Raw genomic sequence first — 21,445 nt, 5'->3', positions numbered from 1 at the left:
GAGGCTGTCGACGCCGGCGCGGCTGGCCCGCGCGAGGCGGGCGGCATGGCGGTGGCGCGACAGGACGAAGCGTAACCCAACGTTAGCCGCGATGCAGCGGGGAACTGCGCCAATCTCGCCGAGGCTGGCGCGGTGTCGCAGCGTGGGCCGGGTGGGTGAGACGGGGCGTTGTGATTGTCATGCCGTTCTCCTGGGCCTGTGTCCGGTGAATGTGCGTGGCGGGTATTGCGCGATCTCAGGTGTTGCGCAGGTACCAGCGGTACTCCAGGGCGCTGATCGCCTGGCGCGAGAGCTCGTATTCGGCGCGCCGGTTGGCGTGGTAGACCCGATGGAAGGTCTCGCCGAAGCTGTCGATGAAGACCTCGCTCTCGAGCCAGGCATCCAGCGCCTGGGGCCAGCTGATCGGCAGGCTCGGCTCGACCTGCTCGTAGGCGTTGCCGGTGATCGGCGCCGGCGGCGTCAGTTCATGCGCCATGCCGTGCTCGATCCCGGCGAGCAGGGCGGCCACCAGCAGATAGGGGTTGGCGTCGGCACCGGCGACCCGGTGTTCGATGCGCCGCGCCCGCGGAGAGCCCGAGGGAATGCGCAGTGCCACCGAGCGGTTGTCGTAGCCCCAGGTGGGGGCCATCGGCACGTAGAGGCTGGGCTGGAAGCGCCTGTAGGAGTTGAGATTGGGGGCGAAGATCGCCATCGAGGCCGGCATCAGTTCGGCCAGGCCGGCGATCGCATGGCGCAGCAGCGGGCTGCCCAGATCTCCGCCGTCGGCGGTGGCGAAGACGTTATTGCCAGCGGCGTCGAGCAGGCTGATATGCACGTGGGTGCCGTTGCCCGCTTCCTGGCTGTACGGCTTGGCCATGAAAGTGGCCTCGAAGCCGTGGCGGATCGCCACGCCCTTGATCAGGCGCTTGAGCATCACCGCCTCGTCGCAGGCGCGCAGTGCATCGGCGTGGTGCAGCAGGTTGACCTCGAACTGCCCCGGCGCGCACTCCTTGAGCGCGGTATCGATCGGCAGGCGTTGGGCCTGCGCGGCCAGGGTGATGTCCTCGAGGAAGTCGGCGTACTCGTCCAGCTCGATCACCGAGTAGAGCTGGCTCTGGCTGGCGCGCTCGCCGGTGGCCGGAGAGCGCGGCGGCTGCGGGGCACCGACGCTGTCGCGCTCGCGGTCGATCAGATAGAACTCCAGCTCCACTGCGATCACCGGCGTCAGCGCCAGCGCCGAGAAGCGTGCCAGCAGGCGCTTGAGCAACTGGCGCGGATCGCAGGCGAAGGGCGTGCCATCGTCCTCCTCCATGGTCATCAGCATCTGCGCCTGATTGTGGTGCTTGGCCCAGGGCGTGGTGACCAGGGTGCCGGCCACCGGGCTGCAGGTACGATCGCCGTCGCCGGAGGCCAGCCCCAGGCCGGTCTCCTCGATGGTGTTACCGCAGACGTCGAGGGCGAACACCGAGGCCGGCAGGCGCATGCCGGCCTCGAGCACGCCGACCACGTTGTCGCGCGGCACGCGCTTGCCGCGGAGCACGCCGTTGAGGTCGCTGATCAGCAGGTCGACGCTCTGCACCTCGGGGTGCTGGGCCAGGAAATCCTGGGCTTCCTGGAGACGCTCTGGGTCGCACATGGGGGCACACAATGAGGTGGTGGGATCTCTTCGTTATTCCAAATGGGCCCGCCGTTGTCAAATCCGTTACCGAATATTTTACGCCGGTGTAGCGTTTGGAAGGCGCCATTCGTTACGCCAATGCCTAGGCTAGGCGGTGCGAAGCTGGTGGTATCCGAGAGGAGTCCGGGGAGAGTGGACAGGGTGGGCATTATTCTTGACAGGGCCAAGGCGAAGGGCCGGTCGCCAAATGAGGCGAAGGGCCGGTCGCCAAACGGGGCGAAGGGCTGGTCGCCAAAAAGGCACTGGCCGCGGAGAAGCGCTGGTCGTCGGGAGTATGGCCAGCGTCTGCCCAGGCATCCGGCCTGGACAGACGCGCCGTGATCAGTGCCGCTCGGGTGGCGCTGATCACGGCGTGCGGATCAGACGGTGAAGTCGGGCAGCTTGCGTGCGACCCGGACCTTCTCCAGCTTGGCCACCTTGGGCAGGCCGTTCTCGAACGGCGGGAAGTCCTCGCCCTGGATCAGCGGGGAGAGATAGCGGCGTCCGGCCTCGCTGATATGCAGGCCATCCTCGCTGATGTAATCCCGCGGCATGAACTTCTCGTGGTTGGCGATCTGGGCCAGCGGTGCTGCCTCGATCTGCCACTCATAGGGGGCCTCGGAGACGCGCTTGATCGCCGGCATCATCGCATTCTGCCCGTCCAGCGCCAGCTCCACCGCCACCTTGCCCACGGCGTAGGCCTGCTCGACGTCGGTGCGGGAGGCGATATGGCGTGCGGCACGCTGCAGGTAGTCGGCCACCGCCCAGTGGTACTTGTAGCCGAGGTCTGCCTTGACCATCCCGGCCAGGGTCGGCGCCACGCCACCGAGCTGCTTGTGACCGAAGGCATCGGTGCTGCCGGCATCGGCGAGGAAGGTGCCATCGGCGTACTGGGCGCCTTCGGAGATCACGATCACGCAGAAGCCGTGGCGCTTCACCGCCTCATCGATGCGGGCCATGACCGCGGCGCGGTCGAAGGCGATCTCGGGGAAGATGATCACGTGCGGCGCCTGCTCGGTACTCTCGCCGGCCAGGGCGCCGGCGGCCGCGATCCAGCCGGCGTGACGACCCATGACCTCGAAGATGAAGACCTTGGTCGAGGTGGCGCACATCGATTCGATGTCGAGCGCCGCTTCGCGGGTGGAGGTGGCGACATACTTGGCCACACTGCCGAAACCGGGGGAGTTGTCGGTGATCGGCAGGTCGTTGTCGACCGTCTTGGGCACATGGATGGCGGTGAGCGGATAGCCCATCTTCTCGGAGAGTTGCGACACCTTGAGGCAGGTATCGGCGCTGTCGCCGCCGCCGTTATAGAAGAAGTAACGGATATCGTGGGCCTTGAACACCTCGATCAGTCGCTCGTACTCGGCGCGATGGCTCTCGATCGATTTCAGCTTGTAGCGGCAGGAGCCGAAGGCGCCGCCCGGGGTGTGACGCAGGGCGGCGATGGCCTCGTCGCTCTCCTGATTGGTGTCGATCAGATCTTCGGTGAGGGCACCGATGATGCCGTTATGGCCGGCATAGACGTGCCCGATGCGGTCGGCATGGCGGCGGCAGGCTTCGATCACACCACAGGCGCTGGCGTTGATGACGGCGGTGACGCCACCGGACTGGGCGTAAAAGGCATTGTGCTTGGCCATATCGGCTCTCATCTCCTGGGATTGGAATCTCACACACGGCGTTGCGTCGGTCAGGTCGGACGCAGTGGGGCGGCGACATCCATGGCGCCGCCGGTGCGCGCCGTGTGACGCCCCGCGGTGGCGGGCGCAGCGCGGCCGCGATGGGCGAGTGTCGGGGGTGCGAGTCACGGTTGCGCGGCCAAGCATAGCCGAAAGGCCAATGGCTGTTAATACGAGGCGCTGGTCACCACGGCGGTCATTTTTTTGAGCCGCCCGGTGTTGGCGTCTATCAGGGGCGCGTCAGGGGGAGGATGAGAGACGGGGAACCACGGATGCCGGGAGTGCGCTCGCGGCCGTGGGTCGGGGGCTCTGTGGTCCACCCGTCGACGGCGTGCTAGGCTCGCCGCTTCGTCATCGCGGCCCTATGCGGCCGCCGTCTGGCGGGGCGCGACACGACAAGCCCCCGCCAAGCCTAAATCGTCCCGAGGGAGAGGGCATGCACGTTCACGTTCTGGGCATCTGCGGCACTTTCATGGGTAGCCTGGCACGCCTGGCCAAGGCGCTCGGGCACCGGGTGACCGGCTCCGACGCCAATGTCTATCCGCCGATGAGTCACCAACTGGAAGATGCCGGTATCCAGCTGATTGAGGGTTACCGCGCCGACAACCTGATCCCGAGGCCGGATCTGGTGGTCGTCGGCAACGCCCTGTCCCGCGGCAATCCGGAAGTCGAGGCGCTGCTCAACGCACGTATCCCCTATGTTTCCGGGCCCCAGTGGCTGGCCCAGTATGTGCTCGGCGGGCGCCCGGTGGTGGCCGTAGCCGGTACCCACGGCAAGACCACCACGGCCAGCCTGCTGGCATGGATTCTCGAATCAGCCGGGCTCGAGCCGGGCTTTCTGATCGGTGGTGTGCCGCGTAACTTCGGCGTCTCCTCGCGGCTGGGGGGCGCCGGGGCGCCCTTCGTGATCGAGGCCGACGAGTACGATACGGCCTTCTTCGACAAGCGTTCGAAGTTCGTGCACTACCACCCGGATGTCGCCGTTCTCAACAATCTCGAGTTCGACCACGCGGACATCTTCGAGGACCTGGCGGCGATAGAGCGCCAGTTCCACCATTTCGTGCGCACCGTGCCCGGCGATGGGCGGCTGATCGTGGCCGCCGGTGAGCCCGCCCTGGAGCGGGTGCTGGCGCGCGGCTGCTGGACCCCGGTGGAGCGGATCGGCACGCTACCGGAGAGCGTCTGGCGTCTGGCGCTGGATGCTGACGATAGCCGCGCCTTCGCCCTCGAGCATGCCGGTGAGCGCTACCCGGTGAGCTGGGCGATGAGCGGCAGCCACAACGCCGCCAATGCCGCCGCTGCGGTGGCAGCGGCGAGCCATGTCGGGGTGGCACCGGCAGATGCATGCCGCGCGCTGGCCGATTTCCTGGCGCCCAAGCGGCGCCAGGAGTTGCGCGGCAGCGTCGCTGGCATCCAGGTGATCGACGACTTCGCCCATCACCCCACGGCGATCGCGCTGACGCTCGAGGGGCTGGCGCGGGACCATCACGGCGGCCGGTTGCTGGCGGTGATCGAGCCACGTTCCAACACCATGCGCCAGGGCACCATGAAGTCACGTCTGGCCGCTAGCGTGGCCTTGGCCGAGGCGGTCTGGTGGTATCAGCCGCCGGGGCTGGACTGGTCGCTGAGCGAGGTGGTGGCGGGGCATGCCGGTAGCCATGTGGTGACCGACCTCGATGCACTGATTGGCGAGGTAGTGGCTGCGGCGCGCCCTGGCGATCGCATCGTGGTGATGTCCAACGGTGGTTTCGGCGGTATTCACGCCAAGCTGCTCGCGGCGCTGGAGGTACAGCATGCAGAGTGACGCCTCACGCGGCGGGCCGATTGCGGTGGCGCTGACCGGCGCCTCAGGGGCCCAGTACGGGTTGCGCCTGATCGAGTGCCTGGCCGCCGCCGGCCAGCCGCTCTATGTGATGATCTCCAAGGCCGCGCACCGGGTGATCGCGATCGAGACCGATCTCGAGCTGCCGGCCCAGCCGGAGCGTCTGGCCGCGGCGCTGAGCGAGCGCTTCGGCGCAGAAGCGGGGCAGATCCGCTGCTTCGGGCGCGAGGATTGGCTGGCGCCGGTGGCTTCCGGTTCCGGCGACTGGCGCGCGCTGGTGGTCTGCCCCTGCTCCACCGGCACGCTGTCGGCGATCGCCTGCGGGGCCAGTGACAACCTGATCGAGCGGGCCGCGGACGTGGCGCTCAAGGAGCGCCGCCCGCTGCTCCTGGTGCCGCGGGAGATGCCGCTGTCGCAGATCCATCTCAAGAACATGCTGACGCTGACGCGCATGGGGGCGGTCGTCATGCCGGCCTCACCGGGGTTCTATCATCGCCCGCAGAGCGTCGCCGACATGGTCGACTTCGTGGTCGCCCGGGTGCTCGGCCAGCTCGGCATTCCCCAGCGCCTGATGCCCAGCTGGGGCGAGTAGGCCGCCTCTTATACCGGCGGGAACAGCAGCACGCGCCCCGTCTCCAAAAGGATCGACGCCAGCGCCAGCCAGGGCCAGGGCGGCATCTTCAGGTCCTGACGCTGCCAGCGCTGGTAGCTGATGCGGGTCAGTGCGCACACGATCAGACCCAGCAGGGCACCACCGATCAGATCGCTGGCCCAGTGCACCCCGATCACCAGCCGCGACAGCGCCATGGGCGTGCAGACCAGAATACCGGCCCAGTAGGCGTAGGCGCGGTAGCGCAGTGGCATGACCTGGGCGGCGAAGGCGGCGGTCAGCCCCACCACCACCACGCTGGTGGAGGTATGGGCGCTGGGGTAGGACATCGAACCGGTGAGATAGTCCGGCGTGTCCGGCCGTGCGCGTCCCGCCAGCGCCTTGAACAGGGTGTTGGTCACCGCCACCGCGATCAGTGCACCGGCCAGATGCAGCAGTGCGGCGAAACGCCGTGCCCAGGCCAGCCATAACAGCCACGGTGCCATCAGCAGCGTGATGCCGAGTGCGTCACCGATCTTGGCCAGTGTCTCGCTGGTGCCCAGCAGCCACTGATGCTGCAGCATCGCCGCCAGGGCCTGGATCTGGCGATCCATCGGCAGCGGGTCGTTGTGGATCAGCACCCAGCTGGTCCAGGCGACCAGCGCAATCAGGCTGGTCAGCAGCAGCGAGAGCGACGCCAGCGGGAACTCGTTGGCCGGTGGCGGCGAACGCAGTGCCCGCCACAGACGCCCGAAGGTCGGGTGGCGCTGCTGGTAGCCCTCGAGCCAGCGGTGCAGGCGGCCTTGTCCACCCAGTTGGTAGCGGAACCAGGAGAACAGCACGCCCAGGGCCAGCAGCGAGAGCGACAGCACCAGCAGCCAGTGCTCGGCCTGTGGCGGCAGCTTCATCAGCTCGCTCCAGGAGCGTCCCAGCCAGTAGCCCGGCAGTAGATAGACCGGCGCCCAGAGGCACGCCGAGAGTGCGTTGACCAGCGCGAAGCGCCGGTTCGGCATCGACAGCATGCCCGCCACCAACGGCACGAATGGCCGCACCGGGCCGACGAAGCGGCCGATCACCACCGACAGCGTGCCGTGGCGCTGGAAGAAGTCGATACCACCTTCGAGCCACTCCGGGTGGCGGTCGAGTGGCCACCAGCCGGGAATGCGTGTGCGCTGCGAGCGCCCCAGCCAGAAACTCAGGTTGTCACCGGCGAACGCGCCCAGGGTGCCTGCGATCAGCACCAGCGTGATCGACATGTCGGCGTGCCCGGCGAGGCTGGCGGCGGCGCCCAGCAGGACCACGCCGGGCACGACGATACCCACCACCGCCAGCGATTCGAGCAGCGCCACGGCGGCGATGATCAGCAGCAGTAGGGTGGGCGATGGGGAGAGCGAGTAAAGCCAGTGGGTGAAATTCAAGCGAGCGGTTCCAACAGTTTGGTGGCGGCGTTGTCGAGCCGGGTCAGGAAGTGCGCGGTTGCCTCGCCGTGCTGAAGCATGCAGACACGGCTGAAGCTCTCCAGAGGGCCGGTTTCGGGGCGCGATATGGTGGCCACGGTGGCGGCCAGGCGGCGGGCGGCGGCCAGGGCGCCACTCTCGCCGGCATTGGGCAGTATCAGACAGAAAACGTTCTCGCGGTACTCACCCAGCAGGTCGCTATGGCGGCTGTCGTTGACCACCGCGTGGCTGAAGGCATGGGAGAGCGCTTCGCGCAGCTCGGTGCCGAACTGATCGTCGGCCTGGTCGAGCTGGGGGACGTAGAGAACCAGTACGCTGAGCGGGCGGCCGAGCGCGTGTGCCCGTGCGACCTCGATCGCCAGGCTGCGTTGCAGAGCCTGACGCGGAAGCTTGGGATCCCGGCGCCACTGTGGCAGGCGCAGCGCCCGGCGGCGGCGGGCATCCAGGCTGCTCAATACCAGCGCGGCGCTGAGCGCCAGCCACCAGCCCATACTGAGGGTGAGCAGCGACACGTGAGTGCCGCCCAGGAGTAGCGTCCAGGCGGGGACCAGGGCGACATTGAGCAGTACCGCCAGGGGCAGCGACAGCACCAGCAGGCTGACCACCGCCGGCAGCCCCAGCCACAGCATGCCATTGGCGCAGCCGGGTGCCTCGATGGCGAACAGGGTCAGCGCTCCGACCAGCATCAGGTAGTCGGCCAGGGCTGGGCGCAGTCGGCCCAGCCACTGCAGCGGCAGCGACACCAGCAGCCCGCAGGCGAGCAAAGCCGGGGGCAGGATCAGATCGTAGTGGCGCATCAGGTAGTGCCACAGCGCCAACCCGGTGAACATCGCCAGCGCCAGCAGTTGGGCGGCAAGCTTGTAGCGGCTTATGGCCATGGCTGCGCCTCACGACGGGGGTCTGCACGTCTTGGGCGGTAGCGCGCAAAGCGGTCGCCGAGATGCGCCAGCGGCGTATGCGATACGATGCGATGGGGCGCGATGGCATGCTGCAGCTGATGGCGGCGCTGCTCCGCCAGCTTGGCGTCGTTGGCCACCAGCAGTACCGCGATGCCGTAATCGTTGAGCCGGTAGGCGCGCTCGTAGAGCGCCAGCTGGTCATATAGCAGTCGGCTGAGCTCCTGCATGTCACTGGGCGTGGAGTGGGCGCAGCCGAATATCACCACTTCGCCGTAGAGCGATTCGCGCTCCACCCGGCGCTGTTCGTGACGCGCGTCGGTGTCCAGCATTGCCGGCGGCAGTAGCCACTGAGCGCCCTCGCGATTGAGCAGCGGCTTGGCCCGCAGGCGCTGCTCCTGGGCCAGAAGCCAGACGATGACCAATGAGGTCGCGGCCAACAGCGTGGCCGGCAGCGAGAAATGCTGGGCGATGTAGCCCACGCCGATGACGAAGGCGGCCAGGTTGAGCGCGAGCCCCATGCGCCCCCTCAACGGATGCAGGCACAGCGGCAGCACCCATATCCAGGGCAGGGTCGTCGGATGGCCGGTGGCGAGTAGCGCCACGGCCAGCGCGGCGGCGGCGGGGGCGATCCAGAACGCGCTGCGCGCGCCGCAGGCGAGCGTGGCAAGCAGTGCCACGGCACCGCCCCAGGCGATCAGCCGCACGCTTCCCTCGGAGAACGTGCCCGTGGCGGCGGCGGCTACCACGCAGGCGAGAATCAGCGCCCTTGTCCCGGGGCTTTTGTACTTGCTTGGCATGGTGGCTTATATTGGGCCGATGGTCCTGTGTGGCTCGGAATGCCGTCTGGCCTCTGCGCAGACGACAGGCGGCCTGGCGCTGGCCAGAAGGCGGTCTCGCGCGGCCGCCGTCCCGGCGGGGCGACGGCCTCCGTTCTGGGTGGCGCGCTGGGCTGACCGGCCCCGAACGGAGTCTACGCTTCAACTATCGCACGGGCTGTCACTGACCGTACACTGCGAATCACGATTCGAGACAAACTCTTGCCTGCAGCGGTTGCGGCCTGCCGAGCGCCGCCAGGCCTGCGTCGGGCGTGGCACGCCGGGGCGTCCGCGACCCTGATGCCATCGCTGTCCGGCACCCTTGAAGAGATACCACGCCATGTCACACTCCGCGACCGATAGCGTCGACGACATCCCGCTTTACATGCAGCGGCTCGGGGCCCGTGCCCGTGCTGCGAGCACCGCGCTCCGCGCTCTCGACAGCGGGCGCAAGAATGCCGCGCTGACGGCCATCGTCGCGCGGCTCGATGCTGCACGTCCGGCGCTCGCCAGCGCCAATGCCGCTGACCTCGAGCGCGGCCGCGCGCGCGGGCTCAGCGAGCCGCTGCTCGACCGCCTGGCACTGACGCCGGCGCGCATCGACGCCATGCTCGCAGGTGCCAGTCAGGTCGCGGCGCTGCCCGACCCGGTGGGCGAGATCGATGGTCTGCGCTACCAGCCCAGCGGTATCCAGGTGGGGCAGATGCGGGTGCCGCTCGGGGTGGTCGGGATCATCTACGAATCGCGCCCCAACGTGACGCTGGAAGCGGCCAGCCTGTGCCTGAAGTCCGGTAACGCCTGTATTCTGCGCGGTGGCTCCGAGGCCGCCGCCAGCAACGCCGCGATCGCCGCCTGTATTCGTGACGGCCTGCGCGATGCCGGTGTGAGTGAAGACGCGGTGCAGGTGGTCGAAACCACCGACCGCGCGGCAGTGGGTGAGCTGATCCGGCTCACCGCCAGCGTCGACGTGATCATTCCCCGCGGCGGCAAGTCGCTGATCGCGCGGATCGCCGAAGAGGCCACGGTGCCGGTGATCAAGCACCTGGATGGCGTCTGCCACGTCTATATCGATGCCGCCGCCGACAGCGACAAGGCGGTGGCGATCGCCGACAACGCCAAGACCCAGCGCTACTCGCCGTGCAACGCCATGGAAACGCTGCTGGTTCACGTCGAGGCGGCGCCGCAGGTGCTGCCGCGGCTGGCCGCGATCTACCGCGACAAGGGCGTGGAAATGCGCGGTTGCCCGCTGACCCGGGAGTGGATCGCCGACGCCGTGGCCGCCGACGAGACGGACTGGGATGCCGAGTATCTGGCGCCGATCATTGCCATCCGCGTGGTCGAGGATTTCGAGCAGGCAGTGGCCCATATCAATCGCCATGGTTCCCAGCATACCGATGCCATTGTCACCGAGAGCGTGACGCTGGCGCGACGCTTTCTTGCCGAGGTCGACTCGAGTTCGGTCCTGGTCAACGCCTCGACCCGCTTCGCCGACGGCTTCGAGTATGGCCTGGGTGCCGAGATCGGCATCTCGACCAACAAGCTGCATGCCCGCGGCCCGGTGGGGCTGGAAGGACTGACCACCCGCAAGTACGTGGTATTCGGCGATGGCCATGTGCGCCAGTGATGGCGGCGTGAGCGGCCGGGCGCCGCGCATCGCGATGCTCGGGGGCACCTTCGATCCGGTGCATCTGGGGCATCTACGTAGCGCGGTCGAGTTGCGCGAGGCGCTGGCGCTGGACCGGGTGCACATGATTCCGGTCCATGTGCCGCCCCATCGTGCCGCGCCCGGTATCGCCGCTGGCGATCGCCTGGCGATGCTCGCCGCGGGTATCGGCGACACCCCGGGGCTGCTGGCGGACGATCGCGAGATACGGCGCAGCGGCCACTCCTTCTCGGTGGATACCCTGGCCTCGCTGCGCGCCGAGTATGGCGAGCAGGCGCGCCTGGTGATGGCGGTGGGGCATGATGCCTTCCTCGGCCTGCCGCAGTGGCATCAGTACGAGCGGCTGTTGTCACTGGCGCATGTGGTAGTGCTCGACCGGCCCGACCACGCCGCGCCGCTGGCCCCCGAGCTGGCCGCGCTGATCGCCGGGCGCGAAGTCGCGACCGCCGAGGCGCTGATGGCGGCGCCCGCGGGCGGGGTGCTACGGCTCAGCCTGCCCAGCCGCATGGCGATTGCGGCCACCGAAGTACGCCGTCGGCTGCAGCGTGGGCAGAGCGTGCGCTATCTGCTGGCCGAGGCGACCGAGCGTTATATCGCCGCCCAGGGGCTCTATCGCGAGTCGACCGCTGGTGCTGACGAGAGCTGATCCGCGGCGCTAACGAGAGGTGAAGAGTGGCGCCGGCGTCTCATCGGAGTAGAATGCGCGTTTCCCTGAATTCGGGGCAGCGATTCCCAAACGAGGAGCTATGCAGACAGATTCTCTCAAATCGTTAGTCGTCGAGGCGCTGGAGGAGTTGAAGGCGCGCGACGTGGTCGAGCTCGACGTCGCTGCGTTGACCAGCGTGACCGACGTCATGGTGGTGGCCTGCGGCACCTCTTCGCGTCACGTCTCGGCGCTGGCCGGCAACGTGATCGAGAAGGCCAAGGAGGCCGGTGTGCGTCCCCTGGGTGTCGAAGGGCAGCAGGGCGGCGACTGGGTGCTGGTCGACCTGGGCGATGTCGTCGCCCATGTGATGATGCCGGAGACCCGCCAGCTCTACGATCTCGAGCGGCTGTGGTCCGATCTACCCGTCGACCGTCAGCAGGGAGCCAGCCACGGCGAGCGGCACGAGTCGCACGGATGAAGGTGCGGCTGCTGGCGGTGGGTACGCGCATGCCGGCCTGGGTCGAGGCGGGTGTCGAGGAGTACCGCAAGCGGCTGCCGCGGGAGATGCCTGTGGAGATCGTCGAGATCGCCCCCGGTGCGCGCGGCAAGAATGCCGACATCGCCCGGGCGATCCAGAGCGAAGGCGACCGCATGCTGGAAAAATTGCGCGATCAGGAACATGTCGTCGCGCTCGAGGTCAAAGGCTCGGCGTGGACCACCGAGCAGCTGTCTCAGCGGCTCGATGACTGGCGCCAGGGCGGGCAGGACGTGGCGTTGCTGATCGGCGGCCCCGACGGTCTCGATCCCCGCCTCAGCGCCCGCGCGCGCCAGTCGTGGTCACTCTCGGCACTGACGCTACCGCACCCGCTGGTGCGGGTACTGCTGGCCGAGCAGCTCTATCGTGCCTGGACATTGCTCGCCGGGCACCCGTATCACCGTTGAGTCAGAGAGTCAGTCGCTTGCCGTTATTCGACGCCCCGCAAAGCTGCGCCCCTCGCGGGCCGAATCCCGCCCTGACCCGGCGACGTCATGCGTAAGCGCCGCGAGCGAGTCAAGGATCACGAGCAGGAAGTCCGCGTCTTCCGCAACCGCTCTCTGGTCGCCGCGGCGCTGATCGTGCTGATGGCCGGCGCCCTGGTGTCACGGCTGTTCTATCTGCAGGTGATGGAGCACGATGTCTTCATCACCCGCTCCGACAACAACCGCATGCGCGTCGAGCCGCTGCCGCCGCGGCGCGGCCTGATCTACGACCGCAACGGCCAGCTGCTGGCGGAGAATCGCCCCACCTACAACCTCACCATCGTGCGCGAGCGGGTCGATGACCTCGATGCCACACTCGAGCGTCTGGTGCAGATCCTCGGCCTGCCCGAGGACGAGGTCGAGACCTTCCGCGAGCGCTCGCTGCAGCGTCAGCGGCCGTATCAGCCGGCACTGCTGATGAGCGACCTCACCGAGGATCAGATCGCCCGCCTGGCGGTCAATCGCTATCTGCTCAGTGGCGTCGAGGTCGAGGCGCAGCTGATGCGCTACTACCCCGATCCGATCGTGATGTCCCACGTGCTCGGCTACGTCGGCCGGATCAACGCCGAGGAGCTCTCCGAGCTCGACCCGGGCAATTACGCCGGCACCCACTTCATCGGCAAGACCGGCGTCGAGTATACCTACGAGGATCAGCTCCACGGCAAGGCGGGGCTGCGCAAGGTCGAGACCAACGCCCGCGGGCGCGTGCTGCGCGAGCTCGACCGTGAGCCGCCGGTCCCGGGCAAGGATCTCACCCTGACCATCGATAGCCGTCTGCAGCATCTGGCCTACGATCTGCTCGGCGGCCGCCGCGGCGCCATTGTCGCCATTCAGCCCAAGACCGGAGACATCCTGGCGATGGTCTCGGCCCCCGGGTTCGATATCAACAAGTTCGTCACCGGTATCTCCTACGCCGACTACCGCGCGCTGCAGGACGATATCGACCTGCCGCTCTACAATCGCGCCGCCCGTGGCCAGTATCCGCCGGGCTCCACGGTCAAGCCGTTCGAGGCGCTGGCGGCGTTGCAGAATCGGGTCGTCGATGCCAACGACATCGTCTATGACCCCGGCTACTTCCAACTGCCCAACGACACACGGCGCTACCACAACTGGCTGCGCTGGGGGCACGGGCGGGTCGATCTGCGCCGGGCGATCGAGGTCTCCAACAACACTTATTTCTATACCATGGCCTACCGCCTGGGCATCGACCGGCTGTCGTCGTTCATGCACGAATTCGGCTTCGGTGAAGTCAACTCGCTGGATGTCCAGGGCGCGCTGCCGGGGTTGATGCCGTCGCGGGAGTGGAAGCGCGAGAAGTACAACCAGCCCTGGTTCCCGGGGGAGACGCTCTCCGCCGGCATTGGTCAGGGCTATTTCATGGCCACGCCCCTGCAGCTGGCGGCGGCGACCGCGACGCTCGCCAATCATGGCCATTGGGTGCGTCCGCACCTGGCCGAGCGGATCGGTGACCAGCCGGTGAAACCACCGTTTCCCGACACCAAGCCCGACGTGCAGGTCGACAAGACGCAGTGGTGGAACGACGTCTATGAAGGCATGGAAGAGGTCATGAGTGGCCGCGAGGGCACGGCACGCAAGGCCGGGGCCGGCCTCGAATACACCATGGCGGGCAAGACCGGTACCGCGCAGGTCTTCTCGCTGGGGCAGAACCAGAAGTACAACGCCAGCGAGCTGGCCGAACGCCTGCGCGACCACGCGCTGTTCATCGGCTTCGCGCCGGTGGAGGATCCGCAGATCGCGGTGGCGGTGATCGTCGAGAATGCCGGCGGCGGGGTGTCGGGGCTCGGCCGCGAGCTCACCGACGCCTGGCTGCTGCCCAAGAGCGAGCTGAAAGACCGGCCCGATGCCACCGTTCCTGAAGAGGTCGAGAGTCTCGATGGCGATTGATTTTCAACGCAGTGCGCCGACGCACGGCGCGCGGGTCGGGCGCAAGCGCTCGCTGTGGCTGCGGCTCCACCTCGACCCCTGGCTGCTGTCGATCCTGCTGCTGCTGATCGCCTTCGGCCTGGTGGTGCTCTACAGCGCCAGCGGCATGTCGGCACAGACCACCATGGCTCAGGCGATCCGTATGGGCATCGCGCTGATCGGGGCGGTGGTGATCGCCCAGTTCTCGCCGGCGACGCTCTATCGCTGGACCCCGCTGGCCTATGGCTTGGGGCTATTGATGCTGATCGCGGTGGAGATCATGGGCGATATCGGCATGGGGGCGCAGCGCTGGCTGGAGATCGGCCCGCTGCGCTTCCAGCCCTCGGAGCTGATGAAGATCGCCATGCCGATGATGCTGGCGGCCTATCTGCACCGCCGGCCGCTGCCGCCATCGTGGCGCGATCTGCTGGTGTGCGGTGTGATCATCGCGGTACCGGTGCTGTTGATCGCGCGCCAGCCGGACCTGGGCACCTCGATGCTGGTGACCGCCGCGGCGGTGTTCGTGATCCTGCTGGCAGGGCTGTCGTGGCGCTTCATCCTGAGCCTGGCAGTGATGGCGGGTGCGGCGATGCCGCTGCTCTGGCTCAACATGCACAACTATCAGCGCCAACGGGTACTGACCTTTCTCAACCCCGAGAGCGACCCGCTGGGCGCCGGCTGGAACATCATCCAGTCGAAGACCGCCATCGGCAGTGGCGGTCTCGAGGGCAAGGGCTGGGGGCTGGGAACCCAGTCGCAGCTGGAGTTTCTGCCCGAGCGCCACACCGACTTCATTGTCGCGGTACTGGGCGAAGAGTTCGGGCTGATCGGCATGGCGACCATCCTGGTGCTCTATCTGCTGCTGGTGTCGCGCGGGCTGGTGATGGCCAACCAGGCCCAGGACACCTACGGCCGTCTGCTCGCCGGCAGTATCGTGCTGACGTTCTTCATCTACGTTTTCGTCAATATCGGCATGGTCAGCGGTATCCTGCCGGTGGTCGGGGTGCCGCTGCCTCTGGTCAGCTATGGCGGGACCTCCGGCGTGACCTTGATGGCCGGTTTCGGTATTCTCATGTCGATTCACACGCACCGCCGCCTGCTCAAGCATTGAGCGTTGTGGCGGGCTGTAGCAGGGAGCAATGGCGCATGGCGCTGCGTTGGAAACAGGGAAGGGTGGTCCGAGCACTGGCCTTGATAGTGGGGATGGCGAGTGCCGGGACGGCGCTGGCAGAGACCGATTTCGATCCGGCGACGCATCCCCAGGTGCGCGCCATGCTCGATACCTTGAGTGCACGTGGGCTGTCGCAGCAGCAGCTCGATGAGGCCATGCGCGACGCTGTCTACCGGCCGCAGGTGCTGCAGGCCATGAGTCATGCCGCCGAGCACCGGCTGCGTTGGGATCAGTACCGCGATATCTTCATCCAGCCCGATCGCGTGGCCCAGGGGGTGGCATTCCTCCAGCAGCACCGCGAGGCATTGGCGCGTGCCCAGCGTGAGTACGGCGTGCCGCCGGAGGTGATCGTGGCGATTCTCGGCGTCGAGACCCGCTACGGTGAGCACAAGGGCAGCCATCGGGTGCTCGATTCGCTCTCCACGCTGGCCTTTCACCATCCGACCCGTGGCGACTTCTTTCGCCGTGAGCTGATGGCATTTCTGACCATCACCCTGGGGCAGGGCGTCGATCCCGCCTCGCGCTACGGCTCCTATGCCGGCGCCATGGGCTATCCGCAGTTCATCCCCACCAGCTATCAGGCCTATGCGGTCGACTTCGATGGTGATGGGCTCAAGGATCTGTGGAACGACCCCACCGATGCCATTGGCAGCATCGGCAACTATTTCAGCGAACACGGCTGGCGCCGCGGTCAGGCGGTGCTGGTCGAGGCCAGCGGTCCGGCGACGCCGCCGGCTCAGCTTGCGTTCAATCAGACCGAACCGCCGGCGACCCGGGTCTCCGCGCTGGCGGCGGCGGGCATTCGGCCCACCGCGGGCTCGCTCGCGCCCGACGACAAGGTGATGCCGCTGGTACTGGACTACGCCGATGGGCATGTCCGTTACGTACTCGGACTCGACAACTTCTACGTCATCACCCGTTACAACCACAGCCATCTCTACGCCATGGCAGTGGCCACCCTGGCGCAGCGTATCCAGCTTGCGCTGGAGGCGGCAGGGACGTGAGACGACTGTGGCTGATGCTGGCCGCCGCGCTGCTGGTCGGCGGCTGTGCCGGCGGCCCGGGTGCCGGCGGCGGGCGCTACGCGGCGAGTCAGGACGGCTATCCCGACGCTCCGCGGGACGTTTCTAAAGTGCCGGACGCGGTGCCCAAGGTGGAGCCGCGCTCGCGCAGCGGCAATCGTTCTACCTACCGCGTATGGGGCAAGACCTACCATGTGCTCAGTGACCCCAGAGGCTATGTCGCCGAGGGGCGGGCGTCTTTCTACGGTACCAAGTTCCAGGGCTACGATACCGCCAGCGGCGAGCCCTACGACATGTACAAGATGTCGGCGGCGCACCGCTCGCTGCCGCTGCCGACCTATGCCCGGGTGACCAATCTGGACAACGGGCGCCAGGTGATCGTGCGCATCAACGATCGTGGACCCTTCCACGACGATCGCCTGATCGATCTCTCCTATGCCGCGGCGGCACGGCTGGATATTCTGGGCCACGGCACCGGGCGGGTGCGGGTCGAGGCGATCGATCCGGTAGCCTGGGCGAAAAACCATGGTGGCGGTCGCTCGGGTGGCCGGGTCGCCGCCGCGCCGGCCCCCTCCGCGCGGGCGGAGAGCGCCGCGCAGAGCTCGCCGGCGGCGCCCCGGCGCAATGACGCCGCGCGCATCGATGCGCTGATGAACACCGCCGTCCGTGCGACTTCCCCTGATCACGTCGGTGCCAACGATGCCGGCACCAACGCCGCCAGCGCCGCCCCCGGCCCGGTGACGCGGCCTGATGTGTCGCATGTGACGCGCGGCATACGCTATCTACAGGTCGCTGCGCTGGGCTCGCGGGACAAGGCCCTGGCGCTCCAGTCGAGGTTGCAAGGCTTGCTGTCGCAGCCGGTGCGCATCGACAATAGCGCCTCTCTCTATCGCGTTCAGGTCGGCCCGATCGATGACCTGGCATCCCTGGAAACCGTTCGGGCAACCTTGAGTGACGCCGGCTTCGGTCAGACGTTCGTGGTGTCGCCCACCCAGTAACCTTCGTTCAACGAGAATTCGATTGTCATGAAAGCGCTGTTCACTTCGTCTCTTCCCCGCTGGGTCCTCTCGGCGTCGCTCTGCCTGGGGCTGCTCACCTCCCCGGCAGGCGCACAGCAGCAACCCACCCCGGACAGTCAGATGCCCGAGGGCAGCAATCCGCAGCCCGAGCAGATGATCCCCTCGCCGCCGGATCTCGCCGCCTCCTCCTGGGTGCTGATGGATGCCACCACCGGCCAGCTGCTGGTCAATCACAACGGCGATCAGCGCCTGCCGCCGGCCAGCCTGACCAAGATGATGACTGCCTATATCGTCGAGCAGGAGATCGAGCGCGGCAATATCCACGACGATGACATGGTCAGCGTCAGCGAGAACGCCTGGCGTACCGGCGGGTCGCGCATGTTCATCCGCGAAGGCACCCAGGTCAGCGTCAAGAACCTGCTCCACGGCGTGGTGATCCAGTCGGGCAACGACGCCAGCGTGGCGCTCTCCGAGTACATCGCCGGCAGCGAGTCGGCGTTCGCCGACCTGATGAATCAGCAGGCGCAGCGCATGGGGATGAAGAACTCGCACTTCATGAACCCGACCGGCCTGCCCCACGAGCAGCACTACTCCTCGGCCCACGATCTCGCGATCCTGGCCCGCCACATCATTGAAGACTACCCCGACCACTACAAGGTCTACTCGCAGAAGTACTTCACCTACAACGACATTCGTCAGCCCAACCGTAACCGCCTGCTGTGGCGCGACCCTGACGTCGACGGCCTCAAGACCGGTCACACCGAGGCGGCCGGCTTCTGCCTGGTGGCCTCGGCCAAGAAGCAGGACACGCGCCTGATCGCGGTGGTGATGGGAACCCAGTCCGACGAGGCGCGTGCGGCCGAGACCCAGCGACTGCTCAACTACGGCTTCCGTTTCTATCAGACGCGCAAGCTCTACGACGCCGGCTCGGTGCTCAACCAGGCGCGCGTCTGGGGTGGTGCCCAGGATACGGTGCGTCTGGGCGTGCAGCACGAAGTGAGCATGACCGTGCCGCGTGGCAGTGCCGACAATCTGACCGCACGTCTCAATATCCCCGAGACGCTGCACGCGCCGATCCAGGCGGGGCAGCAGATCGGTACGCTGGAGATCAAGTCCGGCGACGAGGTGTTGGGCCAGGAGCCGCTGGTGGCGCTGGAAGGGGTCAAAGAGGGCAGTATCTTCAAGCGCGTGTGGGACAGCATCGTGCTGTTCGTCACCGGCCTGTTCAACTGATCCACGTCATCTGACACCCGCCGCGGCACGCCGGCTCGATCCGGTGGCCGCGGCGGGCGTGTTGGTGAGCGCGGCGTTCTTGCGTAGAATGGGCGGAAATCGCAGCCGGTTCGAAACTCGATGACACAGACCCCCGATAACGTCGATCTGCCGCGACCCAAGATCGAATTCCCATGTGACTATCCCATTCGCGTCGTCGGTGACGCCGCCGAGGATTTCGTCGCCGCCATCGGCGAGGTGATCGCACGCCACTCGCCGGGCTTCGACAGTTCGGCGATCACGCTGTCGGATAGCCGCAACGGCCGCTTCCAGTCTGCGCGGGCAGTGATCCGGGCGACCAGCGAGGCGCAGCTCAATGCGCTGTTCGAGGAGCTCAAGGCGACCGGCCGCGTGCATATGGTGCTGTGAGCGCCATGGTCGAGCTGGAACTCTATCGTCTGGGGCTTTCGCCTTATCGCCCGGTGTGGGAGGCGATGTCTCGCTTCACCGATACCCGCGATGGCGCGAGTGCCGATCAGCTGTGGCTGGTGCAGCACGAGCCGGTCTTCACCCAGGGCCGGGCGGGCAAGCCCGAACACCTGCTGATGCCGGGAGACATCCCGGTGGTGGCCAGTGATCGCGGTGGCCAGGTGACCTACCATGGCCCGGGTCAGATCGTGCTCTATCCGCTGCTCGACGTGCGCCGACTGGGCGTCGGGGTGCGCGAGCTGGTGAGCCTGCTGGAGCAGTCGGTGATCGATCTGCTCGCCGTTCACGGCATCAGCGCGCAGGCGCGGGCCGATGCCCCCGGCGTCTATGTCGGCGCGCGCAAGATCGCATCGCTGGGACTGCGCATTCGGCGCGGCTGCAGCTTTCACGGCGTCGCGCTCAATGTCGACATGGATCTGACACCGTTTTCGCGTATCAATCCATGCGGTTACGCCGGGCTCGAGATGACCCAGCTGCGCGACCTCGGTGTCGCGGCGCCGGATCTCGACGCGGAAGCCACCCGTCTCGCCGGCTGCTTCGCTGCGCGTCTCGGTGCCACCCTGGTCGAGCGCTCGGGCCGACCGGCGGCCCTGACATCAGACGCGGTGGCCTGAGCGGCATCGCCAGGGCGCGAAAGACGCCGCCCGAACTCAACGAATCATCAGGATGGGACTTATGACCGAGACCACCGTCATGCAAACGCCCGAGTCGAAAAAGCCGGGGCGTGTCGAGCGCGGCGTCAAGCTGCGCGGCGCAGAGAAGGTCGCGCGCATCCCCGTCAAGGTCATCCCGACCGAGACGCTGCCCAAGAAGCCCGACTGGCTGCGCGTGCGCATGCCGGTCTCGCCCCAGGTCACCCATATCAAGCAGACGTTGCGCAAGCACGGCCTGCACACGGTGTGCGAGGAGGCCTCGTGCCCCAACCTGGGCGAGTGCTTCAGCGGCGGTACCGCGACCTTCATGATCATGGGCGATATCTGCACCCGGCGCTGCCCGTTCTGCGACGTTGCCCACGGGCGCCCCAATGCGCTCAACGACAAGGAGCCGCGCGAGCTGGCCGAGGCGATCGCCGAGATGGGCCTCAACTACGTGGTGGTGACCTCGGTGGATCGTGACGACCTGCGTGACGGCGGGGCCCAGCACTTCGCCGACTGTATCCGCGAGATTCGCCGCGACAGCCCCGAGATCGAGATCGAGGTGCTGGTGCCCGACTTCCGCGGGCGCATGCAGGTGGCGCTGGACATCCTCGAAGGGGAGGCGCCGGACGTCTTCAATCACAACCTGGAGACGGTGCCGTCGCTCTACCGCAAGGTGCGTCCCGGTGCCGACTACCAGTGGTCGCTGGATCTGCTCAAGGGTTACAAGGCGCGTCGTCCGGAGGTGATGACCAAGTCCGGGCTGATGCTCGGCGTCGGCGAGACCGACGAGCAGGTGATCGAAGTGATGCGCGATCTGCGCGCCCACGACGTCGACATGCTCACCCTGGGGCAGTACATGCAGCCGTCGCGCAACCACCTGCCGGTGGATCGCTGGGTCCATCCGAGCACCTTCGACTGGTTTGCCGAGCAGGGCAGGGCGATGGGCTTCACCCATGTCGCCTCGGGGCCGCTGGTGCGCTCTTCCTATCACGCCGACAAGCAGGCCCACGGGGTCGAAGTGAAGTGAGTTTGCGGTGAGGCCGGCGCGTTCATGTATCGCGCTGGTTTCCATGCCCCTTCGGGCGTGGGCCGCAAGACAACCGGGACGCGGCCGCTGGAACCGGCGCCGCGCCTTTCGGCGGCGTGCCGCCGCGTTCGCAGAGGTCCTGACATGATTGCTCCCTCATCTCCCGACAACGAACAGGCGCGCCTGGCCTCGCTGCACAAGCTCGAGCTGCTGGACACCCAGGCCGACAACGGCTTCGACCGCCTGACCGAACTGGCTACGCGCATCTTCGACGTGCCGATGTCGATGATCACCCTGGTCGACGAGGATCGGCAGTGGTTCAAGTCGCGTCAGGGTCTGAGCGTGTGCGAGACGCCGCGCCGTATCTCCTTCTGTGGGCACGTGGTGGCCGATGGTGTGCCGCTGGTGATCCATAACGCGCTGAAGGATGCGCGCTTTGCCGACAACCCGCTGGTGCTCGGCGCACCGTTCATCCGCTTCTATGCCGGCTATCCGCTGTTCGTCGAATCGGGGGCGTGCATCGGTACGCTGTGCCTGATCGGCACGCTGCCGCGTGCCTTCGACGAAGGCGACATGGATCGCCTGCGCCTGATGGCGGCACTCGCCGAGGAGTTGGTGTCGCTGCACGTTCTGCGCGTGCAGATGGCCCGGGGCGACGCCTGAGGCCGCGCCGGGGGCGATCTTTCGATCTCGTTGAGTGGTATGGTGCGGCGCCCGC

General features: G+C 67.3%; 20 protein-coding genes. 15 read left to right on the top strand and 5 right to left on the bottom strand.

The features are described 5' to 3' along the window. Positions 1–235 precede the first annotated feature (235 nt). Together DOM67_RS13425 and DOM67_RS13420 are read right to left on the bottom strand one after the other, a co-directional pair. Positions 236–1,615, bottom strand: coding sequence for a glutamine synthetase family protein (locus tag DOM67_RS13425; RefSeq protein ID WP_110676743.1), 1,380 nt, complete (start codon positions 1,613–1,615; stop codon positions 236–238). A gap of 401 nt (positions 1,616–2,016) precedes the next feature. Continuing rightward, on the bottom strand, positions 2,017–3,276 hold the full coding sequence (locus DOM67_RS13420) for a 6-phosphofructokinase (protein WP_110676741.1): 1,260 nt from the start codon (positions 3,274–3,276) through the stop codon (positions 2,017–2,019). A gap of 475 nt (positions 3,277–3,751) precedes the next feature. On the opposite strand from DOM67_RS13420, the gene mpl reads away from it, so the two are divergent. Next, positions 3,752–5,119, top strand: coding sequence for a UDP-N-acetylmuramate:L-alanyl-gamma-D-glutamyl-meso-diaminopimelate ligase (mpl, locus tag DOM67_RS13415; protein ID WP_110676740.1), 1,368 nt, complete (start codon positions 3,752–3,754; stop codon positions 5,117–5,119). Next, a complete protein-coding gene (locus DOM67_RS13410) occupies positions 5,109–5,729 on the top strand; it encodes a flavin prenyltransferase UbiX (protein WP_110676738.1) in 621 nt (206 codons plus the stop codon). Before mpl ends, DOM67_RS13410 begins: the two co-directional genes overlap by 11 nt. An 8-nt stretch (positions 5,730–5,737) precedes the next feature. On the opposite strand, the gene DOM67_RS13405 is transcribed toward DOM67_RS13410, so the two are convergent. Genes DOM67_RS13405 through DOM67_RS13395 form a run of 3 tightly spaced genes read right to left on the bottom strand, consistent with a single transcriptional unit; the run spans position 5,738 to position 8,879 of the window. After that, positions 5,738–7,144 (bottom strand): bifunctional DedA family/phosphatase PAP2 family protein, encoded by a 1,407-nt coding sequence (locus DOM67_RS13405; RefSeq protein ID WP_110676736.1) that lies wholly within the window; start codon positions 7,142–7,144, stop codon positions 5,738–5,740. Further along, on the bottom strand, positions 7,141–8,061 hold the full coding sequence (locus DOM67_RS13400) for a diguanylate cyclase (RefSeq protein ID WP_110676734.1): 921 nt from the start codon (positions 8,059–8,061) through the stop codon (positions 7,141–7,143). The genes DOM67_RS13405 and DOM67_RS13400 overlap by 4 nt, the downstream gene beginning before the upstream one ends. After that, on the bottom strand, positions 8,052–8,879 hold the full coding sequence (locus DOM67_RS13395) for a hypothetical protein (protein WP_157958862.1): 828 nt from the start codon (positions 8,877–8,879) through the stop codon (positions 8,052–8,054). The genes DOM67_RS13400 and DOM67_RS13395 overlap by 10 nt, the downstream gene beginning before the upstream one ends. A gap of 358 nt (positions 8,880–9,237) precedes the next feature. Here DOM67_RS13395 and DOM67_RS13390 point away from each other — a divergent pair, with 358 nt between their 5' ends. The 13 genes from DOM67_RS13390 to DOM67_RS13330 all read left to right on the top strand — a co-directional run bounded on the left by DOM67_RS13390 (position 9,238) and on the right by DOM67_RS13330 (position 21,390). Further along, positions 9,238–10,521, top strand: coding sequence for a glutamate-5-semialdehyde dehydrogenase (locus tag DOM67_RS13390; protein WP_110676730.1), 1,284 nt, complete (start codon positions 9,238–9,240; stop codon positions 10,519–10,521). Further along, positions 10,508–11,206 carry a nicotinate-nucleotide adenylyltransferase gene (nadD, locus tag DOM67_RS13385; protein ID WP_110676946.1) on the top strand — a complete coding sequence of 233 codons (699 nt, stop codon included), beginning with the start codon at positions 10,508–10,510 and terminating at the stop codon, positions 11,204–11,206. Before DOM67_RS13390 ends, nadD begins: the two co-directional genes overlap by 14 nt. Before the next feature lie 100 nt (positions 11,207–11,306). Further along, on the top strand, positions 11,307–11,684 hold the full coding sequence (gene rsfS / locus DOM67_RS13380) for a ribosome silencing factor (protein ID WP_110676728.1): 378 nt from the start codon (positions 11,307–11,309) through the stop codon (positions 11,682–11,684). Beyond that, the gene (rlmH, locus tag DOM67_RS13375) at positions 11,681–12,148 is read left to right on the top strand and encodes a 23S rRNA (pseudouridine(1915)-N(3))-methyltransferase RlmH (protein ID WP_110676727.1); all 468 of its coding nucleotides are present in this window, start codon (positions 11,681–11,683) and stop codon (positions 12,146–12,148) included. The genes rsfS and rlmH overlap by 4 nt, the downstream gene beginning before the upstream one ends. Before the next feature lie 87 nt (positions 12,149–12,235). Beyond that, complete coding sequence (gene mrdA, locus DOM67_RS13370; protein ID WP_110676725.1) at positions 12,236–14,131, top strand: penicillin-binding protein 2; 1,896 nt, start codon at positions 12,236–12,238, stop codon at positions 14,129–14,131. Next, the gene (gene rodA, locus DOM67_RS13365; RefSeq protein WP_110676723.1) at positions 14,121–15,260 is read left to right on the top strand and encodes a rod shape-determining protein RodA; all 1,140 of its coding nucleotides are present in this window, start codon (positions 14,121–14,123) and stop codon (positions 15,258–15,260) included. The genes mrdA and rodA overlap by 11 nt, the downstream gene beginning before the upstream one ends. A gap of 35 nt (positions 15,261–15,295) precedes the next feature. Further along, positions 15,296–16,324: a lytic murein transglycosylase B gene (gene mltB / locus DOM67_RS13360; RefSeq protein ID WP_110676721.1), complete on the top strand. Its 1,029-nt coding sequence runs from the start codon at positions 15,296–15,298 to the stop codon at positions 16,322–16,324. Next, positions 16,321–17,340, top strand: a complete 1,020-nt coding sequence (locus DOM67_RS13355) for a septal ring lytic transglycosylase RlpA family protein (protein ID WP_232825257.1) — start codon at positions 16,321–16,323, stop codon at positions 17,338–17,340. Before mltB ends, DOM67_RS13355 begins: the two co-directional genes overlap by 4 nt. 27 nt (positions 17,341–17,367) lie before the next feature. Continuing rightward, positions 17,368–18,594 (top strand): D-alanyl-D-alanine carboxypeptidase family protein, encoded by a 1,227-nt coding sequence (locus DOM67_RS13350; protein WP_110676718.1) that lies wholly within the window; start codon positions 17,368–17,370, stop codon positions 18,592–18,594. A gap of 120 nt (positions 18,595–18,714) precedes the next feature. Beyond that, positions 18,715–19,002, top strand: coding sequence for a DUF493 domain-containing protein (locus tag DOM67_RS13345; protein WP_110676716.1), 288 nt, complete (start codon positions 18,715–18,717; stop codon positions 19,000–19,002). Positions 19,003–19,007: 5 nt separating this feature from the next. Next, positions 19,008–19,676 carry a lipoyl(octanoyl) transferase LipB gene (gene lipB / locus DOM67_RS13340; RefSeq protein WP_110676944.1) on the top strand — a complete coding sequence of 223 codons (669 nt, stop codon included), beginning with the start codon at positions 19,008–19,010 and terminating at the stop codon, positions 19,674–19,676. Positions 19,677–19,737: 61 nt separating this feature from the next. Next, on the top strand, positions 19,738–20,727 hold the full coding sequence (lipA, locus tag DOM67_RS13335; RefSeq protein WP_198651809.1) for a lipoyl synthase: 990 nt from the start codon (positions 19,738–19,740) through the stop codon (positions 20,725–20,727). 144 nt (positions 20,728–20,871) lie between these two features. Continuing rightward, positions 20,872–21,390 (top strand): GAF domain-containing protein, encoded by a 519-nt coding sequence (locus DOM67_RS13330; RefSeq protein WP_110676714.1) that lies wholly within the window; start codon positions 20,872–20,874, stop codon positions 21,388–21,390. Positions 21,391–21,445: the final 55 nt, after the last annotated feature.

Origin of the sequence: Salinicola sp. RZ23, from assembly GCF_003206675.1 — a bacterium.
In the GTDB taxonomy this organism is placed as follows: Bacteria; Pseudomonadota; Gammaproteobacteria; order Pseudomonadales; family Halomonadaceae; genus Salinicola; species Salinicola endophyticus.
Note: the sequence above shows the minus strand (reverse complement) of the source record. Positions and strands in the feature narration are given on the sequence as shown.

Bases quoted from the DNA above. Each gene is read 5' to 3' on its own strand.
- DOM67_RS13390 (WP_110676730.1), top strand. From the start codon at position 9,238: ATGTCACACTCCGCGACCGATAGCGTCGACGACATCCCGCTTTACATG.
- rsfS (WP_110676728.1), top strand. From the start codon at position 11,307: ATGCAGACAGATTCTCTCAAATCGTTAGTCGTCGAGGCGCTGGAGGAG.
- DOM67_RS13420 (WP_110676741.1), bottom strand. From the start codon at position 3,276: ATGGCCAAGCACAATGCCTTTTACGCCCAGTCCGGTGGCGTCACCGCC.
- DOM67_RS13425 (WP_110676743.1), bottom strand. From the start codon at position 1,615: ATGTGCGACCCAGAGCGTCTCCAGGAAGCCCAGGATTTCCTGGCCCAG.
- rlmH (WP_110676727.1), top strand. From the start codon at position 11,681: ATGAAGGTGCGGCTGCTGGCGGTGGGTACGCGCATGCCGGCCTGGGTC.
- mltB (WP_110676721.1), top strand. From the start codon at position 15,296: ATGGCGCTGCGTTGGAAACAGGGAAGGGTGGTCCGAGCACTGGCCTTG.
- DOM67_RS13395 (WP_157958862.1), bottom strand. From the start codon at position 8,879: ATGCCAAGCAAGTACAAAAGCCCCGGGACAAGGGCGCTGATTCTCGCC.
- DOM67_RS13345 (WP_110676716.1), top strand. From the start codon at position 18,715: ATGACACAGACCCCCGATAACGTCGATCTGCCGCGACCCAAGATCGAA.
- nadD (WP_110676946.1), top strand. From the start codon at position 10,508: ATGTGCGCCAGTGATGGCGGCGTGAGCGGCCGGGCGCCGCGCATCGCG.
- DOM67_RS13400 (WP_110676734.1), bottom strand. From the start codon at position 8,061: ATGGCCATAAGCCGCTACAAGCTTGCCGCCCAACTGCTGGCGCTGGCG.
- DOM67_RS13410 (WP_110676738.1), top strand. From the start codon at position 5,109: ATGCAGAGTGACGCCTCACGCGGCGGGCCGATTGCGGTGGCGCTGACC.
- lipA (WP_198651809.1), top strand. From the start codon at position 19,738: ATGACCGAGACCACCGTCATGCAAACGCCCGAGTCGAAAAAGCCGGGG.
- mrdA (WP_110676725.1), top strand. From the start codon at position 12,236: ATGCGTAAGCGCCGCGAGCGAGTCAAGGATCACGAGCAGGAAGTCCGC.
- lipB (WP_110676944.1), top strand. From the start codon at position 19,008: ATGGTCGAGCTGGAACTCTATCGTCTGGGGCTTTCGCCTTATCGCCCG.
- DOM67_RS13350 (WP_110676718.1), top strand. From the start codon at position 17,368: ATGAAAGCGCTGTTCACTTCGTCTCTTCCCCGCTGGGTCCTCTCGGCG.
- mpl (WP_110676740.1), top strand. From the start codon at position 3,752: ATGCACGTTCACGTTCTGGGCATCTGCGGCACTTTCATGGGTAGCCTG.
- DOM67_RS13330 (WP_110676714.1), top strand. From the start codon at position 20,872: ATGATTGCTCCCTCATCTCCCGACAACGAACAGGCGCGCCTGGCCTCG.
- rodA (WP_110676723.1), top strand. From the start codon at position 14,121: ATGGCGATTGATTTTCAACGCAGTGCGCCGACGCACGGCGCGCGGGTC.